This is a genomic window from Stieleria bergensis (genome assembly GCA_007745635.1).
Lineage (GTDB): Bacteria > Planctomycetota > Planctomycetia > Pirellulales > Pirellulaceae > Stieleria > Stieleria bergensis.
The window spans coordinates 3,251,184-3,275,914 of record CP036272.1; the positions used below are offsets into that span (position 1 = coordinate 3,251,184).

14 protein-coding genes and 1 tRNA gene are annotated in these 24,731 nt (G+C 55.2%); 8 read left to right on the plus strand and 7 right to left on the minus strand.

Going from position 1 to position 24,731, the window contains the following annotated elements; genetic code table 11:
- Positions 1-738 precede the first annotated feature (738 nt).
- From SV7mr_RS11200 to SV7mr_RS11215, 4 genes are all read left to right on the plus strand, one after another.
- Positions 739-2,061, plus strand: coding sequence for a hypothetical protein (locus SV7mr_RS11200; RefSeq protein ID WP_145271994.1), 1,323 nt, complete (start codon positions 739-741; stop codon positions 2,059-2,061).
- Positions 2,062-2,155: 94 nt separating this feature from the next.
- Positions 2,156-4,231, plus strand: a complete 2,076-nt coding sequence (locus SV7mr_RS11205; RefSeq protein WP_145271996.1) for a GAP1-N2 domain-containing protein — start codon at positions 2,156-2,158, stop codon at positions 4,229-4,231.
- An 8-nt stretch (positions 4,232-4,239) separates the two neighbouring features.
- The gene (locus SV7mr_RS11210; protein WP_145271998.1) at positions 4,240-7,137 is read left to right on the plus strand and encodes a hypothetical protein; all 2,898 of its coding nucleotides are present in this window, start codon (positions 4,240-4,242) and stop codon (positions 7,135-7,137) included.
- Positions 7,130-8,041 carry a DUF4339 domain-containing protein gene (locus SV7mr_RS11215; protein ID WP_145272000.1) on the plus strand — a complete coding sequence of 304 codons (912 nt, stop codon included), beginning with the start codon at positions 7,130-7,132 and terminating at the stop codon, positions 8,039-8,041. Before SV7mr_RS11210 ends, SV7mr_RS11215 begins: the two co-directional genes overlap by 8 nt.
- Before the next feature lie 9 nt (positions 8,042-8,050).
- Here the strand turns inward: SV7mr_RS11215 and SV7mr_RS11220 are convergent, their stop codons facing one another.
- The gene (locus SV7mr_RS11220) at positions 8,051-9,517 is read right to left on the minus strand and encodes a purple acid phosphatase family protein (protein ID WP_145272002.1); all 1,467 of its coding nucleotides are present in this window, start codon (positions 9,515-9,517) and stop codon (positions 8,051-8,053) included.
- Positions 9,518-9,948: 431 nt separating this feature from the next.
- Here SV7mr_RS11220 and SV7mr_RS11225 point away from each other — a divergent pair, with 431 nt between their 5' ends.
- Complete coding sequence (locus SV7mr_RS11225; protein ID WP_145272004.1) at positions 9,949-10,299, plus strand: hypothetical protein; 351 nt, start codon at positions 9,949-9,951, stop codon at positions 10,297-10,299.
- A gap of 374 nt (positions 10,300-10,673) precedes the next feature.
- On the opposite strand, the gene SV7mr_RS11230 is transcribed toward SV7mr_RS11225, so the two are convergent.
- A tRNA-Asp gene (locus SV7mr_RS11230) sits at positions 10,674-10,747 on the minus strand.
- Positions 10,748-11,281: 534 nt separating this feature from the next.
- On the opposite strand from SV7mr_RS11230, the gene SV7mr_RS25295 reads away from it, so the two are divergent.
- Together SV7mr_RS25295 and SV7mr_RS11235 are read left to right on the plus strand one after the other, a co-directional pair.
- A complete protein-coding gene (locus tag SV7mr_RS25295; protein WP_419188399.1) occupies positions 11,282-11,458 on the plus strand; it encodes a hypothetical protein in 177 nt (58 codons plus the stop codon).
- A gap of 137 nt (positions 11,459-11,595) precedes the next feature.
- A complete protein-coding gene (locus SV7mr_RS11235; protein ID WP_145272006.1) occupies positions 11,596-11,922 on the plus strand; it encodes a DUF6793 family protein in 327 nt (108 codons plus the stop codon).
- Between the two features lie 41 nt (positions 11,923-11,963).
- On the opposite strand, the gene SV7mr_RS11240 is transcribed toward SV7mr_RS11235, so the two are convergent.
- Entirely contained in the window at positions 11,964-13,070 is a 1,107-nt protein-coding gene (locus SV7mr_RS11240; RefSeq protein ID WP_145272008.1) for a hypothetical protein, read from the minus strand.
- Entirely contained in the window at positions 13,070-15,460 is a 2,391-nt protein-coding gene (locus tag SV7mr_RS11245; protein WP_145272010.1) for a hypothetical protein, read from the minus strand. The genes SV7mr_RS11240 and SV7mr_RS11245 overlap by 1 nt, the downstream gene beginning before the upstream one ends.
- A gap of 388 nt (positions 15,461-15,848) precedes the next feature.
- Between SV7mr_RS11245 and SV7mr_RS25300 the strand changes: the two genes are divergently transcribed.
- Complete coding sequence (locus tag SV7mr_RS25300) at positions 15,849-16,589, plus strand: pentapeptide repeat-containing protein (RefSeq protein ID WP_419188466.1); 741 nt, start codon at positions 15,849-15,851, stop codon at positions 16,587-16,589.
- 3,001 nt (positions 16,590-19,590) lie between these two features.
- On the opposite strand, the gene SV7mr_RS11255 is transcribed toward SV7mr_RS25300, so the two are convergent.
- From SV7mr_RS11255 to SV7mr_RS11265, 3 genes are read right to left on the minus strand one after another with little or no spacing between them, the layout of a single operon-like run.
- The gene (locus tag SV7mr_RS11255; RefSeq protein WP_145272014.1) at positions 19,591-21,759 is read right to left on the minus strand and encodes a BatA domain-containing protein; all 2,169 of its coding nucleotides are present in this window, start codon (positions 21,757-21,759) and stop codon (positions 19,591-19,593) included.
- Positions 21,759-22,733, minus strand: a complete 975-nt coding sequence (locus SV7mr_RS11260; protein WP_145272016.1) for a DUF58 domain-containing protein — start codon at positions 22,731-22,733, stop codon at positions 21,759-21,761. The genes SV7mr_RS11255 and SV7mr_RS11260 overlap by 1 nt, the downstream gene beginning before the upstream one ends.
- Positions 22,730-23,725, minus strand: a complete 996-nt coding sequence (locus tag SV7mr_RS11265; RefSeq protein WP_145272018.1) for an AAA family ATPase — start codon at positions 23,723-23,725, stop codon at positions 22,730-22,732. The genes SV7mr_RS11260 and SV7mr_RS11265 overlap by 4 nt, the downstream gene beginning before the upstream one ends.
- Positions 23,726-24,731 lie beyond the last annotated feature (1,006 nt).

Sequence of the window (24,731 nt, forward strand, 5' to 3'; positions counted from 1 at the left end):
GGCCTGCGATTAGCTGGCGGTTGGCGTTGCCAACCACTTCACCCTCACCTCGCTTTGGCTCGACTCTCCCGCCAGCGGGAGAGTTCAGTCAACGAATGGTCGACGGTTTTGCAGCTGCCTGTGGTTGGCGTTGCCAACCACTTCACCCTCACCTCGCTTTGGCTCGACTCTCCCGCCAGCGGGAGAGTTCAGTCAACGAATGGGCGACGGTTTCGCAGCTGCCTGTGGTTGGCGTTGCCAACCACTTCACCCTCACCTCGCCTAGGCTCGACTCTCCCGCCAGCGGGAGAGTTCAGTCAACGAATGGTCGACGGTTTCGCAGCTGCCTGCGGTTGGCGTTGCCAACCACTTTACCCTCACCTCGCTTTGGCTCGACTCTCCCGCCAGCGGGAGAGTTCAGTCAGCAGACTCATCAGCCGTTTTGGCGTTCGCCACGGTGCTTTCAGTTGATGCCGCTGCCGAAAAAAACGGGCCTAGCGCCAACGGCTAGTGGAGAACGCCTCGGGCACGGTCCGGTGATGTGCATTGAAAGGTCTTCGTTTTGCTTGTGGTGATCGTCTAGGCTTTTCTTCCCGCAGCCGTGGAAAGTGCGGTCGAGCCGCTGCTTGGCGGCCCTTTTCTGGTCTGTGATGTTCTAGTGGTCTCAGTCGATGGACGGATTCGTGACATGAAGTACAATGGCAGTACTTCTTGACCTCACAGCGAGATCATCCCGGAACTCAAGCATCGATTAGTCTCGTGACCGTTACTCCCACACCGAGTTTACTGAATCAGGTCACTTGTCCTCATTGCTGGCATGTGTTTGCACCTGAGGAATCGCTGTGGATCTCTGAACACCCGGATTTGCTTGGCGACGCTAAACTGGGGTTCCAGCACGCCAAGCGTTTTTTGCCCAGTCGATTCACTCCTCAGGGCGATGCGATCGACGAAGAAGGCCAGTACAGCACGCAGTTGGCGTGTCCGAATTGTCACTTACGCGTCCCTCGGCAAATGTACCAGGTTCCCAGCCTGTTCTTTAGTATTTTCGGCGCCCCGGCCTGTGGCAAGAGTTACCTGTTGACGTCGATGTCGTGGAAACTGCGTCAGTCGATGCCAAAGCGGTTTGCCGTTTCGATGAGCGATGTTGACGCGGAGACGAATGCCAGGATTCATGAATTTGAACAGATGCAATTCATGAACCCGGATTTGGACACACCGGTCGCGCTTGCCAAAACACAAGAGCAAGGCGACATGTATGACACGGTCAACATGGGAGACCACAATGTCTCGCTGCCACGTCCGTTCATGTATAGCCTGACCCCGTTATCAAGTCATCCCGGTTACCGTCGCAACCGAGAGCTCTCCAAGCTGGTTTGTTTGTATGACAATGCGGGTGAGAGTTTCTTTCCAGGAGCAGACAAGACGGTAAACCCGGTCACGCGTCACTTAGCTTATTCGCGCTGTCTGTTCTTTTGCTTTGATCCGACACAAGACACACGGTTCCGATTGGCCTGTGAAGGCAAGTCGGATGATCCGCAGATGCGCTCGCGAACCTCGCGCCTGGATCGTGAGACGACGATCCGGCAAGACACAATTTTGTTAGAAGCCATTCAACGCGTGCGGCGGCATGCCGGACTGCGCGACGATGAATTGCATCAACGACCGCTGGTCATCGTGGTGACCAAGTGGGATGCTTGGAAGCATCTGCTGCCTGATGTGTCGACTGATGAGCCTTACATCCCCTTGTCCGGCACCAAATACAGTACGCTGGACTTGGATCGAGTGGGCGAGGCATCGGACAAGGTTGGTGATCTGATGCGGGACATTTGTCCGGAGATTGTTGCTGCTGCGGAAGGCTTTTCCACCAGCTTGACCTTCATTCCGGTCAGTGCTAGCGGTTGTAGTCCAGTTCAGGATGACCAGACCGGTGCCCTGGGAATTCGGCCTCGTGACATGCAGCCGTTCTGGGTTGAGGTGCCACTGTTGTTGGCGCTGCGAAACTGGGCGCCGGGCTTAGTAGACATGACGGAGAAAGACTACGGTCAGAGTGATGGCCAGTGGCTATCGCAAAAACTGTCGTGATTAATGGAGTGTGTTTGTGTTGACCGCGGACCCGATCGGAAAGTTCGCTTGACGATTCTGGGTTGGGACTTTTCTTTGGCAATGGCCAACGTTCATGAGTGCTGAACTGCTATACACGTCTGCTGCGCAAGGGCTTCGCCACGGAAGTCGTGGGTTCTGCACGGTCCTGATGACCGAAGGCATGCCGCTGAACGTGATTTCCAAATTGGAAAGTCTGTGCAGTTATCGCCGACTTTACACTCCCGATCATGCCAAGTCGGATCGCAATCCGGTTCTGTATTCTCATCAGCGGATGATCATCGCTGGAAACACCACATCTGTCCTCACCAGAACCTCAGCGTATGGAATGGATTACAGCGGGCGTCAAAACCTGATTTCGCATCAGGTGACCTTGGAGTCCAATGAACAGTCGGCTGCTGGTCCGGCTTGGCTGATGCAGCAATCAGGGGTGATGCGTTCGCGTTGGTTGGGGCACTGTGAGACGCCTAGTCAGGGACCGAAGATTCCCTCCGGCAATCAGCGCTCACGCATTTGCAGTGCCTGGAAATCAGTTGCCGGTGACGCCGGATGGGGCGGCGTCGTCGCCGAAGCTTGTTTGCAAGGCCAAGAACCACTCTGGATCATTTACGACGATTCACAGGCCGATCGATTGCTTGAGTTAATCGACGAGGGCATCTCGCTGTTGTCGGTACAGGATCGCTGGAAAGCAACCTTCAGCACCTTTGCCGTCAACGTGCTGCCGGATGTTGATTGCAAAGTCCGTTTCGTTCCGGTGGGAACGGCAGAAGCGAAGTTCGCTGCGTCGACCGATCGCGTGATCGATTTAACTGCCGAGCCAACGATCACCACGTCATCCCAGTTGGTCAAACAAGCGCGTGGACAACTGCGTGAAACGGGCGCGGCGACACCGCGCTCTGTTGGTCGGCGTGACTCCCATTCGGCTGCGGAGCCCAGTTTGGCGGCAGCCTCCTGGACCGCCGAACCGCTCGTTGAAGACGCCCCTCAGGCTCCGCCACCGACGACGCCTCCGGAGTTACCCGAGGATGCTGTGAAGTCTGGCTTGGCTAGTCGCCGCAGCATCGTGCTGGCGTCACTTGGCGGAGTGGTGGTGCTGGGAGGAGCATGGTCCCTGGCTCGCTGGAGCGCGGGGCTACCGATCATTCCCGATGGTTCCACGGTCGATCCTGCACCCAAAGAAAACGTGACAGACCTCGGCGGCCAGTCACCTGCGGACCCGGAAACAACGACCGACGAGGTTCCTCCAGGGACCGAATCGTTGGAGATCGTAGCACGTTATGATGCGGCGGATTTACTGAGCTTGGCGTGGCCTGAACAGGATTCCAACTTCGATGGTCAAGTTCGCTTTCAGGGCATCGTGACCGGAAAGCCAAAAGGCCAGTTCGAAAAAACAGACGTCAGCCAACCTCGGACGCCTGAAACACCACTTCGCGATCAAACGACCACGTTGGATCAGGTTCAAGTTGCTTGGGGCGACGGTGCGTTGCTACCCATTGCCAAGCCACAGCGAATGGAAGTGACCAGCCGACCAGGCGGTGGCGTGTCGCAAATCCTGACGCTGGGACAGATTCCATCGCTGCCCGATCAGCTTCCGACCTGCACACTGCATCTGGATGAACAGTTGCAGCGCGTCGTGATTCAAGGTGGCCTGCAAGTGCTGCATCATACCGACGAATCCGACTCACCGCTCAATGATCAGAGGGCGGTGATGGAAGCTTTTGCCGACATCTTGGGTGCGGTGATTGACAAGCATCTGGTGATTCAGGAAAAACTCCAACAGTTGCCCGAGCCCTTGCAATTGGCGTCCCGAGCGGCACGCAAACGGATCGGTGCAGACGCGGCTTCCATTGGCAATCGGTTGATCCAAAACCTTCGGCAGGATGTGTTACCCGGATTGGCGGCTGAGCAACTGAGCGAGTTGTTAATCGCCGAACGCGATCGCAGTGATCAAGCGCTGGTCGCAGAGGCACAAACTGCCCTCCTACGAATCATTAAAGAGTGCGGTGCGATCAGCACTGCCTCGGTGGAACTGCAAGGTGTGCTCGACGAGTTACGCCAAGGCGTTCACGTTACGCTTCCTGAACTGCGTCTGTACGATGCCAGCGGGAAGCTCATTCATGTCATGCTTCTGACTGTACATTTTGGCTGGTAACTTTCATTATGCCTACTACTGTTGATGAAATACGCTTTGCGCTGGAAAAGCGGGATGGGGTGTCGGAAGGCGACATGCAGACCCTGGCCAGCGCCTATCGCGATGAGGTCAAGCGGGTTAATCAGCGTTTGGACGAGAGCGTGATGCTGCTGCGCAAAGGCCTGCGCAGTGAAGCGATTCAGCGAATCGAGATGCGTCCCAATGCTCTGGAACTGGCCGTCGAATTGGACTTTCCCGAATGGGACGAGTGGAATGAGATTCTGCAGTTCATGGCGATTCCTTTACCGCCGCGTCTGAATCACGAATACATTTCGCAGATCAACGAAGCGATCTTAGAGGTCTTGCCGCTGGAGGCTTTGATGCGACGGCATCGCCGCTTGGCGATCGCTAAGGCTCCGTTGGAGGCTCGCTTGAAAGTCCTTCGTCAGATCGCCCGCGTTGATTCTGACAGCCAGGTTTGGCAACGTGATATCGAGGTTTGGGAGAAGACCCGCTTGACCCAGATCGATCAGGAAATCCAAGAGGCGCTGGACGCCGAAGACTCGCGTCGGACCTACATGATTCACAAAGAACTGACCGCGCCAGGCTGGATCACGCATCCATCGAGTCGATTGGTTCAACAGTGTGAATTGGCGGCCAACGCGTTTTTGGCCGAACAAATGGAAGGTCGACTTGTCAAGTTGGCGCCGAAATTACTGGCAGCGTTTGAAAGTCAAGACCAGGCCACGGCCCGCAAGGCGCGCGCCGCTTGGCAGTCAACGGTGGCCGAGTTCAATGTGCCCGCGCCAACCTTGCTAAGTGAACAGGTCGAGCCGGCTTTGAAGTGGCTTGAGGGTATCGATCGACAGGCGATCACTAAAAAGGAACTCAAGAACTCTTTGAATCGCTTGCAGATCCTGGTGCAACAGAACGCACCCATGGATCAGATCATTGAGGCGCGTGACAGCTATCTGCGTTTCGGCGAACCGGTTCCCGAGGCGACTGCCCACGAGATCCGGCAGCGGCAGGAGGCGCCCAAGCGAGCGGCCCGTAAAAAGTTGATCCTGATCAGCGGCGCGGTCGCTGTCGTGTTGGTCGGGATTAGCATCGGTGTGTTGGGGTACCTCGCAAGAAATCGGCACGCAGCAGACCTTGAGAGGAAACAAAACGATTTGCAGCAACTGTTCGATGCCGGTGATTTTCAGGGGGTCATTGAAGGCTATACCCGTTTGCAGACGAGCGACCCAGAGTTAGCGATGTTGCCTGAACTCAGCTCCCTGAACAAGCGTGCTCAGTCCGAGATCAGCACCGAAGAAAAACGCGTCGAACGCTTTGACAGGCTCTACAAACAAGCGGATAGCGAAGACCCGGCCTTGATTGATCTCTCTGTGCTGGACTTGCTGAGGTCGTTGGCGTCCACAAAGGATGAGGAGACGTTGGTTGCCAGTCTTGAGAATCGCAAGACCCAGTACATGGACGCACAACGCGACCAGCAGTCCGATGCACTGTTGAAAGAACTTGGGCAGTTTCAGCAAGAGTTCGATCAACTCAAGAGTCGTCCCGACGGCGATGAGACTCTGGCTGCCTTGAGGAGTCTTCAGTCGGAGGTCTCACGCTTGGAGAATCGCTATCCCAAGGCCTCCTCCGATGCGATTGGCAAACAATCGATTCTTCGTTCCGGACTTGGCGGGCGAATTCAAGAAGTCGGTTCGCGCTTGAAAGCCATGGCCAGTCGTGACAGCGCGGTGGACAGTTTGGTCACAGCGCGCAGCCTGGGTGTGTTTGCAGATCGATTGACTGAGTTTTCTAACCAAGCGATCGTCGATACCAAAGTGATTGAGTTTTCGAAGGTCAGTCAAGAGGAGGAACTGTGGGAATCGGCGCTCAGCTTAAACGACTGGTTGCAAGAGTTTCAGGATAAACTTGAAGGCGGTCTGTCGGCTCAAGAGGCAGCCTCCCTGGCACGCAGTTCAGAACAAATCAGCCAGCTGGTTGAAGGCAATCCATGCGTCGTTGAACTGGGGGACATCGGTTCCGTCATGAAGGAGTTAACCGAACGGCGTCTGCTGTTCGAGTCCTTCATCAAGGAGTTGGAGGGGTATCCCGCGGCTCAGATGTATAGCTTGGTGATGAAGAATGAAGATCCCAAAGGCATCATTTATTTCGTTCCCAAGAAATACATTGACGAAAATCGAGCGAACTTTGACAAGGACGGGTTCGTGGGTGTTGCTGTTGCCTCCTCCGCTGGCGGGATGACCAAATCACGTTCGTTCCCAGGTCCATTGCCGCCCTTCAGTCCGCAGCCACGCGAGATGCTGCTGGACATTAGCAGCGACATCATCAAACGCAGATCAGACTTCATCAGCCAGTGGGAGCTGGAGTTTCTGAAATCCATTCAATCGGTGCAAAAGAACCCGCAACTCAACGGCCTGCTGAAAGAGAAATTGATCACCGATCTGTTGCAGGTCGCTACGCGCGGTAGCAAACAGCTCGCTCAGAAAATGTCAGAAACGGTGCGTGTTTCCCAACGCCGCAAGCAAGCTCGCGACCAGTGGTACATCCCCGGCACATTTGACGGAACACTGGCCCCCGAGTTTGCAGAGCCACTTGAACTGGAGCTCCGGCTGGCTCTGCCCACGGTCGGTGATCCCTTTGCTCATTACAACAAGCTGGTCAAGCGACGCCTGCAGTGGGTGGGTTTTTTGGTTCGCGATTCCAGTGGAAACATGAAGTATCAATTGCGACAGCTAGATGGAGTCCGCGATGGGGCCGTTTACACGGCGGTGCCGCCAACGAAGTCCACCGGTGAAGTCAAGCTAGAGTCGATCGGGTCGATGATTGGTGGGCAAATCCAATTGAAGACTGCTGCGTTTCGAGAGTTGCCTGGTCGTCCACTGTTTCTTTATCCGGATTCGATCGATGAGTGAAATTGAACGCGTGTTTGTTAGGTTCCGGGGCCGCACCATTGGCCCCTTTCAACCAAACAAAATTTTCGAGATGATTGATCGTGGCCAGGTCACACGCAGCCATGAATTGTCCGCCGATGGCCTCAGTTGGGTCAAAGCAGAAGAGTTTGGGAACTTCTTTCCACAAGCTTCTTCCGGATTCTCCGATGGCAGCTTCACGCAAGCGGCCGGAGCCATGCCGCCGGGTGAATCGGCTGGCGGCGACGAGGGTGATGATTCAGGGCCGGTGCCGAATCAAAACGCAGCGGCACAGTGGTATGCGCATGTTCAAGACGAAAAGCAAGGGCCCGTTTCCCTTGACCAATTGAAACTGTATCGCGACGCGAACCTGCTGACGGAAACGTCCTTGGTGTGGCGCAGCGGCATGGAAGCTTGGTTGCCAGCCAAAGATGTGGTTCCCAGCCTGTTCGAACAAGACGGCAGCGATGATGTGATCAAACGGCGACAGGACAGCGACGCGGATGTCGATGGTGGGACGCTGGCAACGGAGCTGTCCAGGAACCATGGGGTGGTCATGGCCTTCGCCGTTGCTGCGCTGCTGCTGGGACTGCTGTTGGTCGGGGTTCAGATTGCTGGGATGTCGTCGAACGCGTCGGGATCAATGCTCAAGATGATGGCTCGTCTTGGAAAAATCACCACGGGCGTGTCGTTGATCGCATTGGGCGCGGTCGCCATTCAAGTCTCACAGAAGCTGAAACTTGTTGCCACACAAAGCTCACCGATCGGTTCGCTCGTCGCGGCAAAGGTGCTCAATCAGTTTTGGGCGATAGCCTGTGCGGCAATCGTGGCGGGGCTGATCGCGCAGGTCGTGATTGCGATTATGACCGTCGCCATGCAAGGGAGCCTGCTGGAAGTGCTGGGCTAGTCTTTCGTCTTACTTTGTCACTTCCGCTGACTTGTCCGTGAAGGTTGTTTTCCCCGCCTCGTCTTTGTGAAGCTCAAACGCATCGGCTACCGTCCCGTTTGGCGTCTTGGCCTGATACGAAATTCGGTCATGATCGATCTGAATGACTTGGTAAAGTTGCGTGCCGCCAATCTGCGTTTCAAACGGGTCTGCGTCATCGGGATACTTCTTCAGCGGGTACATTTTGGGGCCGCTTACCGAGACAACATAGACCGGGCCACCGTCCGATTCAGCCACTCGGAGTCCCGTCGCAACATTGCTTTGCGTGTCGGATTTCTGTTGGATCGCCGATCGAATCGGAGCGGTGCGGCCATAGGTGTGATCATGCCCTTGGAGTACCAGATCGACGCCATGCTTTTCATAAAGAGGCTGCCACAGGGTACGCAGTTGAGCGTTGTCCCGCCCGCGACTGGTCGAATAGATCGGATGATGGTGCGTGACGATGGTCCAGCGATTGGGGTTGTTCGCTAAGACGCTCTCCAGCCATTTGGTTTGCGATTCCTTGTCAGGGCTTTGTGAATCCAAGCCAATGATGCGGACACCTTGGACGTCGACGTAGTAAACATTCTCCTGAAAACCTTCGGGTCCGTTGCCCGGAAACTCAAACCGCTGGGCCCAACGCCGTGACAGACGTCGTGCGGTCTTGTCGGTTTCGTGAAACCCGTCGCGGTCATATTCATGATTGCCAGGAACGGCCAGTTGCGGGATCGTTGGAAAGATAAAGCCTCCGGCATGAAACCACTGGCCCCATTCATGGTCTTCGTTGCCGTGATTGACCAAGTCTCCCGCGTGTAGCATGAATGTCATGCGTGGCAGGTCGCGGTAGGACTCGCGGATCAGTCGCGACCAAAGGCTTTTGACGTCGTTCTGTGCGTCGCCCACGTAGACGAACTGAAGTGGCTTGACTTGGCCCTCAAACGTCTTGGCGGTTTTGAACTGAAACCATTCGCTCCAGGCGTAATCCGCTGAATCCTTGTGCTGTTTTGCAGCAGACCGAGGGTCCAATTTCTGTGTTCGTCGCGAACCCACGCGATAGGTGTACAGCGTGTTCGGTTGCAGGTCCGTGAATTCCGCTGCATGCATGTGAACGGTGCCTTGCGAGGTTTGCAATGGAGTCGTGGTCCCGGTGGCCCGTTCAATGGTCTGCAGGAACGAAGGACCCGAGGTTGCGACGGCGATCTCAGCAACGGCGTCTGGGCCTGCTTTGCTGCGCCAGGTGACGGCAAATGAGGTTGCGGGGTCCTGTTTCCAGCTCGCCAGGATCCGGTCTGGAACGTCCGTCGCCGCGGGCAGTGTGGGTTCAACCACCATGCCTTGAAAGTTCGTTTGTGGTTTCTCGTGCCGGTCGTGGGCCTGCAGTGAGAGTGGACAGGCGACCAGCGCAGCGGCGATTACGAAGAAAGCAACAGCGCTGGGCTTCAAGCAGACACGATTCATGAGGTGACCGGTTTGGGGGTGCCGCAGGGAGGAATGAATGACAACCGTCGGGACACTTCCAGGGAACAACCAGTCCAGGAAGCCTGCTAGAGTGCCCTAAGTGAAGTGCTTCGAGAGGATTGCCCGGAGCGTCTGGTTCCGACAGCTGTTTGAACAGTATAGCGGCCAGAAAATGTCAGGTTGGTTGGGGGATTCGTTTCGGATCGCCAGTTTATTCGTTCGCAACGACGGTATCTAGCATTTTTCTTTGGATGAGGAATGCTGGTGCGCCTTGGATGCCCCTGGACATTGCCCTCATAGAAGGTCCAACCGCCGCACCCCTGTCCGTGTGGCTCTAGCTGGCCGGTTACAAATCTCACCGCCACAGCCCGATGCATTGAATCACAGTGGGCGTGCCGCGGCATTCAAATCACAAAAAGGTAGGCAGAAACATGCGATCGATTATCAAACCAGTACAAAGTGTCTTCGTTGTGGCAGCACTGGCAATGGCCTTGGGAATCACTGGCTGTTCGATTAGCCTGGATCACGATCCGGAAAAGTCCGTCACGGTGGAAATCACAGAGATTCCCGACCAAGCCACCAACGATGAGCTACCGGAGAAGCTGACTGAGATGGTCGAAGGTGGATCGTCAATGATGACATCATTTTCCAGTGGCACCAGCTCGCTGACAGTGACGTTATCGCCTGTGCCTGATGCGAATGAGTTTGCCAAAAAAATCGACTTTGGCGAAGTCAACGAAGTCAAGGACAAGACGATCAAGGTCACTTATGGAGCTAAGTAACAGCTGCCGCTTGGGAGTGCATTTCAAAGGGGCTGAAGATGACTGGGCGGTCAGCGACGCGATCGGGACTCGCCCCCCAACCTCCGGATCGACCATTGGGCGGTCCTGTCCCCGGAAAGCACACTTACCGCTTTCGGCACATCCGTAGGGCAAGGAGCTTCCGTAAACTTGCTGATCACAAGTCACGTCCAGCCTTGATCATGGATCTGGGACGCGCGCCAGTGAATTCGGCATCTGAGCGGCGAGCAACAGTGAGCTCAACCAAGTGGCTCTGAGTAATCACCAGAGAGCCCCATCTTGAGTTTTAACAACAGTTGGGGAATTTCCACGAAAAAACCTCGTCGCAACTTATTGTTGCAACGAGGTTTAGGAAGCGACGCGGACGGGACTCGAACCCGCAACCTCCGGATCGACAGTCCGGGGCTCTAACCAATTGAGCTACCGCGCCATACTTTGTGGTGTCAGGCGATTGCTGAGTGAGCTGCACTGAATGAGCTTCTCTGAGTGCCTGACACGAAAACTTGATATCAAGTTCGTATGTCGTTTTCGTGTGGCGGGATTATAAAGGCGGAAAGGTCTGCCGCAAGCCCTGGTGATAAATATTCTGAACGTTTTTGTTGCGGTTTCTGATTGCCGCAGCGCGGCTACTTTCTTGCCAGGGATTCTGTGGTCCCGATGCTTAATTTCAACCGGTACACAGCGTCTTCGGGGCCGGTACACAGTGTCTTCGCGGCCGGTACACAGCGTCTTTGGGACCCGTGTGCAGCGGCCGAATCGCAGCGTGAGGGCTTCGGGATCCGAGGCTGTACTGGATAACGATGCTGCATCCCCCCAGGGTGTTTTTGCCCATTTGACGTTTTTTGTCTGACATTACTAATTCAGAACGTAGGTTTTTTTGCTGCGCTTTTGGATTGTTTCCCAAAATCTAGATGTCACGGTCTGTGTCAGGCGTTTCCGTCCCTCCATTCTCCCTAGTCTCGGCATGAGTTTCCTCTATCAAGCACTTGATCCGACGTTGATTGGCGGGATCGTTCGCGATTTCCTGAACGAAATGGCTGGATACAAGCGGGAGATGAATCAAACGCATTGGGCGATTCTGGCAACCAGTGTTGTTGTCTTTGGTTTCATGTGCCTGAAGGGTTCCGGGATCAAGCGTTGATCGTTAGCCTGGTTCGAATTCGGTAGCAATGCAGTCGACGAACAAGCCCTTGAATGTCTACAATTGAATGCCGTGTGATCATGCATTCCACAGGCTGACCAGCTGTTGTCGGCCGCAATCGGTTTGGACCAAAAACGATGCCTCTTTTTGAAATCGAAACCAGTGCTCACATCATCGTGACGTGGGCAGAAGATGAAGCTGCTGCTGAGGTGGTGGTGCAAGATGCATTTCCCGGCGACGAGATCATGCGGCTGACCAAACGGCCTCGTGATACTTGGGTGATCAGCAAAGGCGCTCTGGGATTGACCAATACCAGTTTGGATCCCTGTGCGATCGCTCGCGAATGCCTGAGCCGATCAGCTGGCGACAAGGTCAACGCGATTCGCCTTTACCGCATGGAAACCGGAAGTGACTTGGACCAAGCGCGGCGAGTGATCGAGTCCAATATGGTGATGGGCTGGTAGAACAGCGGTGAGACACCGTCGGCGAATCATCGGACGCAGACTCACTTGGATGATGCTTGAGGCGGCTCTTCAGCGGCGCTGTTTTCTTTGGCTATTGCGTCCTTCTCCGTGGCCGCCTGCTCGATGACGCTGCCCTGCTCTTCTGTTTCAACGTTGGACGTGGCTTGGTCTTTGGCCTGTTGATACAGTTCAGACAATTGCAACAGGATCGGCAAGGCCGCGTGTTTTAACTTGTCTGGATCCTCGGCATAAAGTTTCTGGACGTCCATGAGCTGAGTTTCCAGTTCGTCGCGTTTGAACACCTGTTCGGCGTTCAGTTTGATGGCATTCGGGTTTGTCGAGATTGCGAATCGTGCGGCGAACTGGCCATCAATCGCCTGTTTCGGATTCTTGGAAGTTGCCGTGCCCTGGATCAGCTCTGCCCGCGAGCCCCGCTGGTCGCCATTATCGTCCAAAAGAGAATGTTCGGTCGGCAAACGGCCCTGCTCTTCGTAGGACTGTTGCGTCAACGCAGATGCGGCAAGAAAGGCTTCTCGTACGCTGACAGCATCGTCGTGGTCAATGTCGGCGCCGTCTAGAAACGCTTGCGCCATGAAGCCAGCGAAACGAGCGAAATTGTATTCGGTGCCGCTTTGCGTTGCGGTAACGATGACTCGATTGGGGCCGGAAAGTCGATTCACAAAAGGGCCACTGCTGGCCGATCCATTGACGATGATGATTGGCCGCCGATGCTTTGCCAGCCATTGTTTCAGGGTTCGTGCGTGCAAGTCTGGCCCAACAAGGTTGAAATCCGCTGACTTTCCGTCCCAGATACCATGCCCGATCAAGACCAGCCACAGCGGTTTGGATTCGGTCGACGAGAGGGCTTCGGAGATCGCCTGCTGGAGCTGCGCTAACGCCGTGCGGTTGGCATTGGTTTCAGGTCCAATGGACTTCAATTCCAGTCCAGCGGCCTGGCACACCGCAGTCCATTGACTGGACCATTGGGTGAACTGTTCACCGTATTCCGCTGCGCCGTCTGCTCCTTGCACCAGAATCATGTCGACGGTCTTGGTCTGCGCGGGCTCCTGGGCATCGCACACAAGGTGTCCAATGAAAAACGATAAGCTGGCGGTCCAGATCAAGTTTTGAATGTTGCGAGGTATCATCAAGCGAGTCCCTGTAGACGTCGAATTCCCCATTCTCCGCAGAAGCATCCCAAGGCAAGCAGAATCACCCAACCACGATGCCAAAGCGGAGTCTCCCAAAGTTCGGTGACCGAAACTTTGGACGAGTCTAGTTGATCAGCAAGGTCGGCAATCTCGTCTTCACGAACCAATTGGCCACCGGATTGTTCGACAAGCTTGCTGAGCAAGGTTTGATTGAAGCCAAGCTCTTGAAACTCGCCGCTGGAGAGTTGCCTGGTCCAGCCTGTTTCGCATTCAGCGACAGTGTTTCCATCGGGTGAGACAATACTGACGTTGGCAACGTAGCTGCCAGGGGCCTTATCGAACAGTCGCAGATTAAACTTGCCGATGGCTGTGGCGGCGGGATCGGCCTTCAGATTGATCTGCGCTCCATCGGGACGAGTGATCGTGACATTGGCTTCATGAGATTCAGCGGGCAGAAACGAGCGATCCAAATACTGAATCGAAAGTTGCACCGAATCGTCCTCTGCTGGCGATGCGGATACCTCGGCGCGTGAAGGCACATCGGCGACCAGCCATCGGACAAGTTGCCGCCAAGCCTGAGCGGGGACTTCCTGATCTTTCTGGTTGGCCGACATTGACCAACGCCACTGGTCGGCAATCGCGTTGGCACCAACCTTGCCGTTGCCGATCCGATGATAGGCTACCGCAACCTGTGAGTTGCCTTTGTCACTGGAAACCGTTGCCAGCGGGAATGCCCCTGGTTTGATGCCGGACAGCGGATTGACGGAGGTGAACGCAGGCATGGATCGCAAACGTTCCTTTTCGCCAGCGACTGTCTTTTGCAATCGCACCCACGGTTGCAACATTCCTTCTCGCGTGAGCGTGTATCGATTGCGGAAGCTGATGGGGGTTGTTGTCGGCCCCGGATAAACTGGTGAAAGATCTCCCAGTGGTGAATCAAGAAACTTCCGGCCGGCAAACATCTCTTGCCCGCCCAGCAGCATCAAGCCGCCGCCGCGTTTGCTGACAAAGCGATGGATCATGTCGAGTTGATCCTGAGTAAAAAATTCAGGCTCCACATCATCCAAGATCAAAGCGTCAAACTTAAACAGGGCATCCTGAGTCTTGGGGAATGCTGAGATGGGGTCATCGTCCTCCTGAACTCCGATCGCAACCATCACAGGCTCGTCGTACTGCTGGGCCGTCTCCTCTGCCTCATCACCCAAGCCTTGAAACAGGCGGTTGGAGTTCGAAACCGCTTTGTCACGGAAACTGAACTTGGGTTCCTTTTTGGCCATTCTTAGCAGGCCCGTCAAGCTAACTTCGGCGTCGGTCGCGATCGCACGGCGGAGGAACTTGAAGTCCCAGTTGGGTCTGCCAGCGACATACAACACACGGTACGGTCCGGTTCGCCGGTCGACGGCGATCCAGTGGGTGTTGTTGATCAGCGTGGTTTCCGATGAGGTTGCAGTGGCCAGTTCATCGATCTTGTCAAATGCCGCTGCATCGCTCTGGCGATACACGTCCAGACGATAGAATCGAAGCCCCACATCACTGGGGCGAAACTGAAAGGAGACCGAGTATCGCTCTTGTTGTGCTGACAGTTCAAGCGGCTGAGTGGAAACAATTGAATCATCAGTTGTATCAATCAGCCGAGCCACTGCCGATCCCTCCAACGCGCCGGCAACGGTGATTTGAGCATTGATCGTCACGGGCGTGGTTTCAAAGTTCGTCTGTCGCACTGACACCGAATCGACTTTCAGATCGTTGATGGCCGCCCGATCAGACGGGATCACTGCGTAAAGAGGGACGGGGAAGTCCCGCCAGGCTTCAAGACGCTGTGACTTTAGGTCGACATTGCCGTCGGTCATCAGCAGCATGCCCGCGACGGGCTGGTCAACCAGGCGATTGGCTAGTTCGGAAAGATTGTTCAGCAGGTTGCTGCCCAGGCCGCTGTGTCGCAACTGGTCAACCTCGTCGACCATGGCCAGACGCGAATCAAACCCGTACAGCCGAGTCTGAAACATTTGTGACAAGCTGCCCATCAGTGGCGAGTCAGGTTGGAACGCCGTGTCAATGCGGTCACGCCAGGAATCGTTACTCCGGCCCAATGCGACCTCCATGCTGGAACTTGTGTCGACCACGATTGGCAATAGGTTGGCACGAGGTTTGGGGCGCCGAGCACGCACCGTGGGCTCGACCAAGCAAACCAGTAGCAGGCAGATTGCCATCAGTTTCAACAGAAGTCTTAGCAGAGAGAGAGGGCCGTAGCCGCGTCCCGCCTGATGGTGATTCCAGCCGACGACTCCCAGTAAAAGGATCCCCAGAATGATTGCGGGCGCGATCCATTGTGGTGAGCGAATGGACAACTCGGCGAAAAGCGACACGAATGAAGGAGGTGCGATCACGGTTGGCCTCCCACGGAGGTGCTGCCGGCGGGGCGAGCCCGACCGAGATTTTCATAGTACTGCTTCACCGCGTCGCTGAATTGCTCCGGCACCGGATCCCGGTCGATCGGTACCAATTCATTCTTCTCGGCGGTGCGCCGTAGCAGTTCGCTTCGTACATCGCGATTCAGTTCTCGCATCGGCTCGGCGACTAAGTCTTCGATGAGATTCCACTTTGGACCGGAGGCGTGCTTTTTCATCTCCGCTCGCATTTCACGGACGCGATCGCGTATCGCGTTGGCGCGATTTCGAAACTCTGGATCACCGACCATCTCCTCGATGTCTCGCATGCTTTCGGACCACTCCCGAAAGTCGCCGGTAAACGGGCCAGGTTGACGCTCTGGTGACGATGGTGCCGCGCGATCTCCCCTCTCGGTGGTTTGCTGCTCGGTGGTTTGCTGTTCACTGGAAGGTTGCTCTTGACGCAGCCCTGGTCCCGGACGTCCCTGTCCCTGTTGTGGCTGTCCTTGAGGATTCTGTCCTTGAGGATTCTGTCCTTGAGGATTCTGTCCTTGAGGGTTCTGTCCTTGAGGGTTCTGTCCTTGAGGGTTCTGTCCTTGAGGGTTCTGTCCTTGAGGATTCTGTCCTTGAGGATTCTGTCCTTGAGGATTCTGTCCTTGAGGATTCTGTCCTTGAGGATTCTGTCCTTGAGGATTCTGTCCTTGAGGATTCTGTCCTTGAGGATTCTGTCCTTGTGGATTCTGTCCTTGTGGATTCTGTCCTTGTGGATTCTGTCCTTGTGGATTCTGTCCTTGTGGGTTCTGTCCTTGTGGGTTCTGTCCTTGTGGGTTCTGTCCTTGTGGGTTCTGTCCTTGTGGGGTCTGTCCTTGTGGGGTCTGTCCTTGTGGGGTCTGTCCTTGTGGATTCTGTCCTTGTGGATTCTGTCCTTGTGGATTCTGTCCATCAGGATTCTGAGCTTGCTGTTCGCCGGAGGGATTGTTTGCTGGCTGGTTCGCAATTGCGGGAGCGTTCTGGCGAAGCTCCGAATCAACGTCTCGAGTCAATTGATCCAGGGCAGCCGAGGCTCTGCGCAGGCCTTCAGTTGAGTCTCCCAGGATCGACTCGGCGGCTTCATCAATCTCTTGTTTAAGGTTTTCGATCGCATCGGTGGCTTCTTCTTGGTACTCTTTGGCTTCCGGTGTGAAGCCTCTTCGGACCAGTTCCGCGGCGGTGCGAAGCTGTCGATCCGCTTCGCTTTTTCTGGCGTCGCGAGCGGAACGATACAGTTGTTCGGCGAGCAGCGGTTCGCTCTCGGCTGCTTGAGCGACAGTGTCTTCGATTCGTTCGACGAGCTGATCGAGTTTATTGGCCTGTGCTTCGATCTCATCTGGGCTGGCTTCAGAGGTTTTTTCGGTTCTCAGGCCGGGTTTCTCTTGTTCAGCTTCTTGGCCAAGAGCATCGGAAATTTCATTCTGTTGATCGAGCAGGTCTTGGGCTTGTTGTTGCATGTCACGCAAGGCTTGATCAAAGGCACCGGCGGTTTGCCGGCGAAACTGTTCGGTCAAGTCGGCCAAGTTTTCCTCCGCGCGGCGACCGGCGGCCAGTGCGGCGCTGGTGTCTTGTTGCTCGGTTGCCTGAGCGGCTTGTTGCATCTGCTGGCGAGATTCTTGCAGGTGGTCGGCCTGATCTTGCATGCGTTCGCGGTTCTCTTCGTTCCGCATGCGCGATTCGAGTTCGTCCGCGGCACGCAGCATTTCTTGTTGTTGCTGTCTCAGCCTTTCGAGCCGCCGTTGGATTTCGTCTTTCTCTTCTTCGGTTTCCGCTTGTTCCAGAGCAGATTGCAGTTCCGCCAACGCTTTGGCAAGGTCTTCGCTACGGACGGCCAGTTCGCGAAGCCGTGAAAGGACTTGGCGATCCTCCGAAGCTTGCTGCTGTTCTTCAGTTTGCGTTTCCGCTTGCGATTGCGTTTCGAATCGTTCTTGCTCTTGGTCGAGCTCGAGTTGTTCGATCTGTTGTTGGCGCTGTGCCTGTGAGCTTGAACTGGAACTCTGAGATTGCTGTTGTTGTTGCTGACTAACCTGGAATTCGTTCGAACGCAGTTTCAGCAGGTTTGAGTAGGCTTGCTGTGCACTGCGTTTTGCATCGGACAGTTCGGGTTGGGCCAGCGCGTCCAGTGTGCTCAACATGGCTTTGCGAGCGTCGGCAGCGAACGCCTGAGAGGATTCATCTTGCAGGTTCTGTACGATCTCTTCCAACTTTTCGATGCCGGCTGATTGGGCATCGGAGATGACTTGCAAGTCTTCCTCGTTGGGTTCGATACCACGCATTTGTTGTCGCATCAAATTCCAGATCGCCGAGATGATCTCCTTCTGTTCGTTGGCGGCCTCTTCGGCTTGCTGTGCCTGGCTTTCTGACTGGGATTCAGACTGCTGTTGTTGTTGTTGCTGCTCGGCAGGGTCGCCCGGTCGATAGATCTCCTCAAATGGTCGAACGTCGATGAAGAACATGGAACCGTCGGTGCGCCGCGACTTGCCGTCGGGCCCGATGTCTTTGGCCCACACGTGGTACGTCAGAAGATCACCTGGTTCGGCCTGGAAAGATTCGAAGTCCAGTTTAGTTTGTCCATTGATTTCGCCGGATGCGGACGCCGAGAAGGGCACATCGACGGGCTCTTGATCGCCAAACGTGTACGTGATCCCAGCCTCGTGCACACCGTAGTCATCGGTGATCTTGGCTTCAATGATTGCCTCTTGTAAAGCCGAGACCGTGCGATCGCCTGCTGCGGTGAGCTTGATCTTGGGAGGATTGTTGGGCAAAACCTGGATGGAAAGTGTGACAGATTGCTCGTTGGTTCGACCGTCTGCATCGACGAGTTCCAACTGCCAGGCTTGAGAGTCACTTGGTGTGACGACAAACGAGTACAGAGTTGGTGTGTCCACACCGTCGAAGACACCGGATTGCGTCTTCGCTTCCAGACAGGACTCGGCGTCGCCAGATTCAGATAGCAGTTGGCAACTGGCGACCTGCTTATTGAGCAGTAGATTCCACGTCACTTTTGTTCCCGCGGGGACCGTTACTTTGACAGTATCTTCCACGGTTCGATCGGCTCGGCTTGCATAGCTTGGGAACTCCAGAATCGCGTCGCTGCGCAACAGTTCAGGGTGTTGATAGATTTCAATTTGGTAGTCGTCGCTGTTCCAGTTTTCTGTTTCAATGCGGTACGTCAAGGGAACATTGATCGTTGGCAAATAACCGCCCAGGACGGGGTCGGAAAGGTTGCGATTCATGGTGTACGATTGAGTCACTCCCGAGGCATCGGTGGTGATCAGGGTACCGCTGGCCGGGACATCTCGATTGAAACGTGCGGTGACCGCCAGGGAACTGCGGCGGCGGATCGCGGTGTCACCTGGGTCAACTTCAACCAATAGCTCAGGCAGTGAGACCGATTGTGGTGTCTCGGTGGGGGCGCTGGCGAGTTTCGTTACCGGCGGTTGAGTGTTTCCAAAGCACAGCCAAGTGGCCAGCAAGAACGCAACGCATCCGGCAAAACGCGCGAACAGGAGACCACTTGAGGAGATCACCCGTTGCCAGTCGTTGATTGCTAAGTGTTCGTAGGTCTGGTTGACGACGTTTGACAGCAGGAACGACGGTGATGAATCGTCCATCTCTTGATCGATGGGGTGGTCAGCCACGGTCAGCAAACGTTCACCCAGTTCGGGGAACCGAGTTTCAATCTGCAGCGCGGTTTGAGACAGCGACTTGGCTTGCTGACGCGAGGTGATCCAGGCGTACGTGACCGAAATGACCAGGATGATCGCAGAGAGCAGATTGGCGGTCAGCGGCTCCATTGCGTCATCGCGTGCTGCGAGTTGAACCAAACCGGCCAGGCCTGCAGCGAGCAGACTGAAAACGACCAACAACACCCAGAAGTGCAGCGCCCGGGATTTCGCTCGCACCCGGTGCAGTTCCTGGTGGACTCTGCCGGATCGACCGACCTCGGGCCGCACCGGTGAAACCTGATTCAGGTCAAAGCTGAGTTGGTTTTCAGCCGCGTTCGTTTCAAATTCCATGGTTTGGCTCCCCGTTTTAAGTCTTGGGAAAGACAGTGGTTGATCGTTTGGGATCGTTATCTCGCACGCATCATGTCTGATTTAACCCGACGTTGCCGGGTTGGTTTTGCTGGTCGCCGCCTTTTGCACGCTTCGACGCCCTGAGAGCACGGATTCCAAGATGACCGCAGTCAGGGCAATCGCAATCAGCCATTGCCACCAGGATTGTTGTGCCTCGAGTTCAATGTCGCGCAGAGCTCGCTCGGCAGCCTGGGCTTCGGCACGCTGCGCTTCGGTGGACAAGGCAACGCCGAACTGTCCCAGTTGAGCGATGTCCATCGGTTCGGTTTTGCTCTCGGTCGCGTCAATGTTGACCGCGATGGGCCAGCCATCGTCACGTTCCAGGAAACCGGGTTGGCTAGCGACCGTTTTACTGTCCAGCATCTGACCAATGGTCATTGATTCAGGCACTTGTTGCAGATTGGGGCCTAGCATGCCAAGCATGATCGGTACGAACTTACTAGACAACGCAAATTGACTCTCGCTCGGTTGCCACCCTGATGTCAGCAGCCAGTAGCGACCGGTTGACGGTTCGTCGTTTGCTTTGGCAGGCACGTCGGCATCGATCAAATAGGGCAACTGATTTTCCATGGACAAAACCGTTTTGGATTCGTCCGGCAAACCCGTCAGGCTGCGATGGTTCCAAATTTGGATGCGGCTAAAGTCATTCACGCCGGGTTCGGTGAAGGCTTGGGTGAGCCGATGCTGAAAATCAACGCCGCTGATCCGCTGAGGATCATTGGTTTGTTGGTTTGTGATGGAAAGTTGTTCAGCATCGAGCAATTGACGCAGCAGTTCACTGCCCTCTTGCCACACGCTCTGCTGCACGGACTCCGCTTGACCATTCAAGACAATCAACACGTGTCCGCCAGATTTGGCGAATTGATCGACCACCGAAACGTTCTGTCGATTTAAGGAAGCAATGGGGGCAACCAGCAGGGCCACCTGCTGTGGATCAGGTGGCGCGGAGAATTGATCTGATGGCTGGGCTTCAAACTGAATGATCCGCGTGGGATCGCTCCACGGAAGCTGTTCCAGATAAAACTGTAATCGCGGTTCGTTTTCATTGCCTACCGAGTCGGTTTCGTTTGTCAGATAGCGAATACTCTGATGACTACGAAACGGTTGAACGTAATAGAAAGCGTTATCAAATTCGCTGCTGTCGCCTTCAAGGTCGATCACGACCCTGGCGGGCGTGTCGGCCGACGTTGCGGCTTCAGACGCGTCGGAGGCTGGAACTTTGGGAGGCAGTTGGAAATTGTAAAATCGGGTAGATCCATCGGGGACTTGGTAGGACAGTGAATCGAACTCCGGCAGTTTTTGGCCGTCTTGAGTGAGCAAGACTTTCAGATAGTCGTCGCTGGCCTGGCCGGATTGTTGAATCGCCAAACGCAAGGCCTCGACGCTATCGTTCTCGGTATCGAACAGAGACTCGACTCGCACGGAGGCGTTGCCCGGTAGATCTGCAGGCGCCGGGCGAGCATCGACCCAGACCTTCTGTGGCCATTGGTAGCCTTGCAGCGACTGAATGTCCGCACCGCTTTGAAAATCGCTGATCAATACGATCCGTTGCCTGGTGGTCAGAGCAGCGGATGCTGAACGTCCGGAATCCCCTGCATCCGTCTGGTCCACCTGGTCGGCTGACATCGTGTAAGCCTGATCGGCGGCGAACCGGATGGCGGAACCTAGATCGGTTGCATGCCAAGTCGGGGCGAGTTGATCGAACACTTTTTCGGCGGCTTGAACCCGAGCACCGTCAGGCAAACCAGCGGACTCCTGCAATGAGAGCGGTGTGATGGTGCGTTGGTCAAACGCGATCACCGAAACATAATCGGTGTCACGGAGTTGACCGAGCGCTGCCTGAAACTGCTCGGTGGCGCGATCCCAGGCGCCAGGTCGCCGCATACTGGCACTTTGGTCGATCAAGAAGATCACGCTCTCACGTTGTCCTGCGACGGTCTTGACTGCCGAGTCGGGTAAAAAGGGACGGGCAAATGCAAGAGCCAGCAGTCCGATCACAAGGCAGCGTAGCAAGAGCAACGGAATGTTCTGTAGGCGACTGCGGCGGGTGATCTTGGGTGGTGTTTCCTCAAGAAACATCAGGGAGCTAAACTTGATCTGATTCTTGGGTTGTCGCCGGATCAAGTGAAACAGGATCGGCCCAACGATCGCCAAAGCGCCGATCAGGTAAAGCGGAGCAAGAAAACTCATCACTGACCTCCTCGGGTGCGGCGGGCGGATCGACGACGTGGTCCAGCGACCTTGTTGCGTGTATTGATCAGTTCTGCCAGCGCAGAATCAAGCGGTTGATCCGTTGGCAGGGTGTGAAACCCGATGCCAAGGTCCTTGCAAATCGATTCAACTTGTTGCTGGTGTTCGCGAAACCGGGCCAGGTAGTTGTCTTTCACCGTCTGCGGATCTACAAAGAATCCAGCGTTATTTTCCATGTCCACGTAACTGGCTGACTGCTCAAGTTCAAAATCCAGTTCACGAGGATCAAGAGTCCGCAGGATCACGACTTCATGGTCACGGGCTTTCATGGCTGCAAGCTGTTGTCGCAAGACCTCTGTATCGGCCAGTAGGTCGCTAATCAGCACCACCAGCCCACGTCTGGGCACGAGCGTTGTCACTTGCTCCAACGGTTTCTCTAAATCAGTGCCCGTTCCACCGGTTGCTTTGGAAAGCTCGACCAAGATCTGATGAAAGTGCTTTGCGCCAGACTTCGCAGGCAGGAAGTCACCGAGTTCGTCGTCAAAGGACAGCACGCCCACGGCATCATGTTGCATGATGATGAAATACGCCAACGTAGCGGCGACGGTTCGTGCGTATTGGAGTTTAGAGTACTCCAGCGAACCGTAGTCCATGCTGCGGCTAAGATCGACCAGCAGGTAACAGCGGCGGTTGGTTTCGTCTTCGAACTTCTTGACAAAATAGCGATCGCTGCGGGCGTACAGTTTCCAATCCAGATTGCGCAGATCATCGCCCGGCACGTAGGCGCGATATTCACTGAACTCGATTGAGCTACCGTGCGTGGGGCTGCGATGTAGACCAGAGAAGAAGCCATCGACAACGGTTTTCGCGCGCAGTTGCAGACTCTTGATTCGCATCAAGGCTGTTGGATCGACGCCAGCGCTGACCGATGCGTTTCCGTCGGTGGCTTTGGAGGTCGCTGCCGGTGGGCTCATGGCTGTGGCACCGTTTCGATCAAGCGTTCAATGATTTGCTCGATGTCGATGCCTTCGGCCTCTGCTTTGTAAGTGGGCAGGACGCGGTGCCGCAGAGCGGGCTTGGCCAGGGCCACGATGTCTTCGGTTTGAACGTGGGAGCGGCCATTGAGTAACGCTCTGGCTTTCGCACAAAGGACCAAGGTTTGGCTGGCGCGCGTTCCTGCGCCCCAGCCGATCAGATCGTCGGCAAAGTCCAAGGCATGTTCCGTCCCCGGTCGGGTTGCTGCGACCAGTCGCACGGCATACTCCGCAATCGGTTCGGCAATCGGCACCTGACGAACGATGGATTGAAACTCCAGAACATCTTGCGCGGTGAACAGAGACTCGATGGGTTCACTCTTGCGCGATGTGGTTTGCAAAACGACTGCCAATTCGTCCTCTGGAGACAAGTAGTCAATCACGACGTTGAACAGAAAGCGATCGAGCTGTGCTTCAGGCAGCGGATACGTGCCTTCCATCTCGATGGGGTTTTGCGTGGCCAGCACGAAGAAAGGCTCGGGCAAGGGGTGGCGGATGCCGGCAGCGGTGACCTGATGCTCCTGCATGGCTTCCAACATTGCCGCTTGCGTCTTTGGCGGAGTCCGGTTGATCTCGTCTGCTAGGATGACGTTGGCAAACACTGGGCCTTTGACAAAGCTCAGCTCACGATGGCCGTCCGTTGCTTCTTGCAAGATTTCTGTGCCGACGATGTCTACCGGCATCAGGTCAGGTGTAAATTGGATGCGATTGAACTTCAGATCAAAAACTTGAGCGACACTGCTGACCAATAGCGTTTTTGCCAATCCGGGCGGCCCGGTGATCAAACAGTGACCACCTGCGAACAGGCTGATCATCAGTTGCTCGATGACTTCTTGTTGACCAATGATTGCCTTGGAAAGTTCGGCAAGGATCTTTTGCCTCGCGTCTTGGATTTTGTCGATAAGGTTGACTTCGGTGGTGGACGCTGACATGATGGCTCCAAGCAGAGGGGGCTGGCAGTTCCGCTCGATTGGCCGATGATTTGGCCAGCAAGCATTTGCTCAGGTTCCTGTTTTCGATCGATGTGGATCAAGTGAACGGTATCATTGTACCGCAATGGTGAAGGGTTTGTTGTTGCGGTCACACGATTCGTCTGCTCGGGTCTTGCAGGGGCAAATGCCGCTAAAGTAGGACGTTAAAGTTAATCGCAGTCGTCTTTGCTGTTGGCTTGTTTGATTGGGTTGCGTTGCATCGTTGTTGATGATGGCGTTGGTTTCTTCTGTTTGCTCTTTTGAACTGTCTGGTTGGATTGCCCGTTTGTAGGCGCGAAGCTCCTTCACCAACCGTCTTTTCGGGCTGTTTTCGCTGTTCCAACTTGCGCTTTTTCAGGCCCATCGCCCCCTTGTTTTGAACGCAACAAGCATGTCGCTTGATGGTTCATTGAGCCCTCTTCAGAACAAGGATCGCATCTCATGATGTCGCACAAAAATCGCTCTTGCCCAGTCACCAAACCCTTGGCAGACAACATGACCTAGGCAGCCATCGACGCCTACACCTACCAGGTTTCAGGGGACGGTTTCAGGGGACAGTCCCGGTCAGGCAAGATTGCTTGATAGCAAATGGGATTGATTCGTCATTTATAAGCGGAAGCGTATTGGCGATTCTAGAGATTGGCTCTTCGAGTTGTAGGAATTTCAAGGTCGAGAGTCGGTAGACGCTTGACTGCTGTTCGCTTGGTTCTTAGAACCATCTAGATGTTTCAGGGTGTGAAGATCCGCCCTTTGATTAAACGCATGGTACTGGCAGGTACGCGTGGCTTGGTCCTGCTGCTTTTCCTTAGGAACCTTGCGTTTATGTGTCGTGACCCTCGTTCAGAGTTGCTCGATCCTCATCAGGTCGAAGCGGTGCACCTCTATAATCGGACCATTGATGGCCTTTATCTCTTAGGCAAAAATCCAGACACCGGCGAGGACTTTTCCTATCGCCAGGGCTGGCTGG

Bases quoted from the DNA above. Each gene is read 5' to 3' on its own strand.
- SV7mr_RS11205 (WP_145271996.1), top strand. From the start codon at position 2,156: ATGAGTGCTGAACTGCTATACACGTCTGCTGCGCAAGGGCTTCGCCAC.
- SV7mr_RS11210 (WP_145271998.1), top strand. From the start codon at position 4,240: ATGCCTACTACTGTTGATGAAATACGCTTTGCGCTGGAAAAGCGGGAT.
- SV7mr_RS11215 (WP_145272000.1), top strand. From the start codon at position 7,130: ATGAGTGAAATTGAACGCGTGTTTGTTAGGTTCCGGGGCCGCACCATT.
- SV7mr_RS11220 (WP_145272002.1), bottom strand. From the start codon at position 9,517: ATGAATCGTGTCTGCTTGAAGCCCAGCGCTGTTGCTTTCTTCGTAATC.
- SV7mr_RS11225 (WP_145272004.1), top strand. From the start codon at position 9,949: ATGCGATCGATTATCAAACCAGTACAAAGTGTCTTCGTTGTGGCAGCA.
- SV7mr_RS25295 (WP_419188399.1), top strand. From the start codon at position 11,282: ATGAGTTTCCTCTATCAAGCACTTGATCCGACGTTGATTGGCGGGATC.
- SV7mr_RS11235 (WP_145272006.1), top strand. From the start codon at position 11,596: ATGCCTCTTTTTGAAATCGAAACCAGTGCTCACATCATCGTGACGTGG.
- SV7mr_RS11240 (WP_145272008.1), bottom strand. From the start codon at position 13,070: ATGATACCTCGCAACATTCAAAACTTGATCTGGACCGCCAGCTTATCG.
- SV7mr_RS25300 (WP_419188466.1), top strand. From the start codon at position 15,849: ATGGTGCCGCGCGATCTCCCCTCTCGGTGGTTTGCTGCTCGGTGGTTT.
- SV7mr_RS11255 (WP_145272014.1), bottom strand. From the start codon at position 21,759: ATGAGTTTTCTTGCTCCGCTTTACCTGATCGGCGCTTTGGCGATCGTT.
- SV7mr_RS11260 (WP_145272016.1), bottom strand. From the start codon at position 22,733: ATGAGCCCACCGGCAGCGACCTCCAAAGCCACCGACGGAAACGCATCG.
- SV7mr_RS11265 (WP_145272018.1), bottom strand. From the start codon at position 23,725: ATGTCAGCGTCCACCACCGAAGTCAACCTTATCGACAAAATCCAAGAC.